We start from the raw sequence: 4,012 nt of genomic DNA on the forward strand, positions 1-4,012 counted from the left end.
CGCTAGCGCTTAACCCAACCTACTAACTAGCTAAATTTTGACTTTTGACTTTTGCCTTTTGAATTTCTGTATTTTGACTTTTGACTTTTGACTTTTGAATTGCTATAGGGGAATTAGTCACTAAAAATTTGGAAGTTGCTTCACTCCAACGCACTAACCAAGTAGGTTGAATTCCTAAAAAGAAAATCACTACTGCTAACACTAAAGCAGGGGTACGTTCAGACCAAATAACTTTAGGATAATAAGCTGTATTATTATCTAGTTTACCGAAACAAGTACGGTTTAACAAAATCACAAAATAAACAGCAGTTAAACCACTGGCAATAATACACAAAAGAGTAGCGATAGGAAACACCGAAAAACTACCTTGAAATACCAGAAACTCAGCAGCAAAACCAACCATTCCTGGAATACCTGCACTTGCCATTCCACCCATAATTAATAAAGCGCTTGTCAAAGGTAAACCACGCACCGGACTCATCAAACCATTCAACACAGATAATTCGCGAGTACCAACTTTGCTTTCCACCACACCCACCAAGTGAAATAGAATCGCTAAAATTAAACCGTGAGCAACCATTTGAGAAATAGCTCCCACTAAACTTAACTGTGTATTGGCCGCAGCAGCAACAACTATATAACCCATGTGGCCAATAGAACTGTAGGCCACCATTCGTTTAATGTCTTGTTGAGCGATCGCTGCTAATGCTCCATACAAGACGCTAAAAGTACCAAGTATGGCTATTCCGGGGGCGACTATTTGCCAGGTTTCGGGAAATAATCCTAAGGCAAAACGCAATAGTCCATAAGTGCCTAGTTTTGCTAATATGCCGCCTAGAAGAATGGTGACGGGGGGAGATGATTCAACGTAAGCATCTGGCAACCAAGTGTGTAAAGGTACTAATGGAATCTTGATGCCGAATCCTACTAAGAGAATGGTTAGTAAGATGAGTTGGGTTTTTAGGGAAAGTCCTTGGGTTGAAATTAGGTCATAATCAAAACTGGGAGAATTGCTTAACCAAGTTATTCCTAAAAATCCTGCTAATATTAGAATTCCGGATACTGCTGTATAGATCAGAAATTTGGTTGCTGCATAACCTCGTTTTTTGCTACCCCAAATTGCTATTAATAAATAGATGGGGATTAATTCTAGTTCATAAAATAGAACGAATAATAATAAGTTGGCGGAGAGAAAAGCGCCTGCTATTCCTGCATTTACTAACAAAATTAAGGAGTAGTATAGTCGCGGGCGATCGATATTATTGCCATAACCATAAACTACGATGAATGTTAGTAAAGAATTTAGAGCAAGTAAGGGTAAGGATAAACCATCTATACCGATATTGTAGGTTAAACCTAATTGGGGAATCCAGGTAAAATGTTCTTGAAATTGTAAACCTGGATTATTTAGGTTAAATTTAGTGGCAATTTCTACAGTCCATACTATTAGAGATAGGGCAATTGCTAAGGTAATTTTTCGTAACTTTTCATCGGTAATTTTTCTGGGAAAAAATCCGACTAAAGCTGCCCCTAAAATTGGGATGATAATTAAAACACTGAGCATTATTTTTTGTTATTTGTCTGTTAATTAAATTGAAGTCTGGCACTACAGGAATTTTTGATTAGGATGTACGGATTATTCATCGGGATGATTGAAAATTTTGCCTCATAACAATTTACTATTATCCAGCTTTAGTAGCTGCTTTAGTAGGGTGCGTTACAACGCACCTTATACCATATTAAGTGTCTGTCAGAGATTATTTTCCGTAATTCCTGTGAATTAATTTTTAGTCTAATACATCGGAATGATTGAGATTTAGCCTCAAATTAACCGACTACTAAACCAGGTTTATTATTGGCTTAAACATTTCAAAAATTAAACGCAAATATCACAGTTATTTTTCTTCTTTTCTACTCCCTACTCCCTACTCCCTACTCCCTATTCTCTAAAATAAACCTACTACTAACCAACTTAATAATAGAGTGACACCAATCAAAATTGTCAACACATAAAACTGAGACTGACCAGAAACATTATATTTCAAACCTTGACCACCAAAAACAGTAGCTAATCCCACAAAATTAACAAATCCATCGACAAGATAGCGGTCAATCCAGAAAATAATTCTTGATACTAAACCCACTACAAAAACAATAGTAATTCTATACAGTTTTACAGTGTAAAAATCGTAGGCAAAAAAGTCTTGTATTGCTGGTAAAGGTAGTTTAATTGGTTTCTCCCAGTTATCATTTAGATAAATCAACCCACCAATACCAAAACCAAGCACGCTGGATAACAATAATAAACCAGCAACAGTTTTATTAATAGTCGCGATATCCGGCAGTAATTCCCATTGTGCCAACAACAGAGGAACGTGCAACGTCAAACCAGCCAAAATAGTCATCGGCAAAACTAATGCCCATAAACCTTCAGGCGATCGCTCGGTCATTTGCTTAGGTTTACCACAAAAAATCAAACCAAACTCACGAATAATACTAAAAGCAGTGAACCCATTCACCAACAACAGCACACCTACTAACCAAGGTTGAGTACTCCACAAATAATCTGTCATTTGCAACAGTGCCCAGAAACTACCCAAGGGAGGCAAAGCAACTAAACCAGCAGCACCAACTAAATAAGAAATTCCCGTAATTGGGCGACGAGACCACAAACCACCATATTGAGTCAGGTCTTGACTGACACAGTTTAAAATTACCCCACCCGTACTCATTACCAACAACGCCATCGCACAAGCATAAGTAAATAACAGCATCAAAGCAGTTTCATCTTGACCAGTTCCCACAGCGATAAATACCAAACCCATGTAAGTGCTAACCGAATAAGAAAGCGATCGCTTAATATCGATTTGGGCAATAGCAATTAAAGAAGCACAAACCGCTGTAAATACTCCCACTCCAATCATAACTGTGGAAGCAACAGGGGATAAAGCTAAAACAGGTTGTAGTTTAATCAACACCCATGCTCCAACTGCTACTACCAGAGAGTTCCGTAAAATAGTACTTGGCACTGGCCCTTCCATTGCTTCATCTAACCACAGATGTAGGGGAAACTGGGCGCATTTACCCAAGGGTCCAGCAATTAAAGTAAGACTTAATAGGGTGGCAGTTGTAGGAGCAATGGTTGCAGTTTTTGCCCACTCAGCTAATTCCGTATAATTCCAAGTTCCTGCTAGGGGTAATAGAGTAACTACTCCCATGAGCAAAAATAAATCTCCCACCCGTTTTGTCAGAAAAGCATCTCTTGCTCCAGTAATTACTAATGGTTGACTAAACCACAAACCCACTAATAAGTATGTACCAAGAGTGAGAATTTCTAGAATTATATAACTCCAGAATAGGGAGTTGCACAAAACTAAGGCACACATTCCAGCTTCAAATAATGCCAGTAAAGAATAGAAACGTGCCCATCCCCAATCCATTTCCATATAGGCGATCGCGTAAATTTGGCTCAGAAGATTAAGACCTGTAATTAATATAGTTGCCCCAATAGTTAGGGTAGATATTTCCAAAGAAATGCTGATATTTAGCCCTGCCACATCTAGCCAAGGTATTAATAATTCTTGGGTTGGAAGATTCCAAGCTACAGATAGAGCGATTAAGCCATGTAAGAAAGCGATGAAGGTCATAATCATATTAATATAACCTGCTGGCCTTGGCCCGGTAAGTTTAATAATTCCGGGAGACCAGGGTATAGCTAAAACTGCACCGATGATGGCATAGCAAGGTATTAACCATACTGTTTCTAGAAAGTCATTTGATAGCATTATTTTTTTTTGCGAGATTTTGATAAATAACTTGCTACTTTATTTAATTAATAGTTAATTTTATATTAAATTTGATACATATATTAATATTTTTGTTTTACCAATAATTTGAATTGTTTATGTGTTGCTTATGACTGCTTAATTTGATACACAAAAGTTTTCGAGTTGAAAAGGTAGAAAGTTTTATGCTTTTAGGGAATAGAGAATGAATAAGAATTATAGATTAG

General features: G+C 37.3%; 2 protein-coding genes. Both read right to left on the bottom strand.

Annotated elements, in window-relative coordinates; all coding sequences use genetic code 11:
- Positions 1-22: 22 nt before the first annotated feature.
- Positions 23-1,564 carry an NADH-quinone oxidoreductase subunit M gene (locus AC3DU7_RS16455; protein WP_488040408.1) on the bottom strand — a complete coding sequence of 514 codons (1,542 nt, stop codon included), beginning with the start codon at positions 1,562-1,564 and terminating at the stop codon, positions 23-25.
- 382 nt (positions 1,565-1,946) lie between these two features.
- Entirely contained in the window at positions 1,947-3,785 is a 1,839-nt protein-coding gene (locus AC3DU7_RS16460; RefSeq protein WP_488040409.1) for an NAD(P)H-quinone oxidoreductase subunit F, read from the bottom strand.
- Positions 3,786-4,012: the final 227 nt, after the last annotated feature.

The sequence above is a fragment of the Okeania sp. genome (assembly GCF_983059655.1).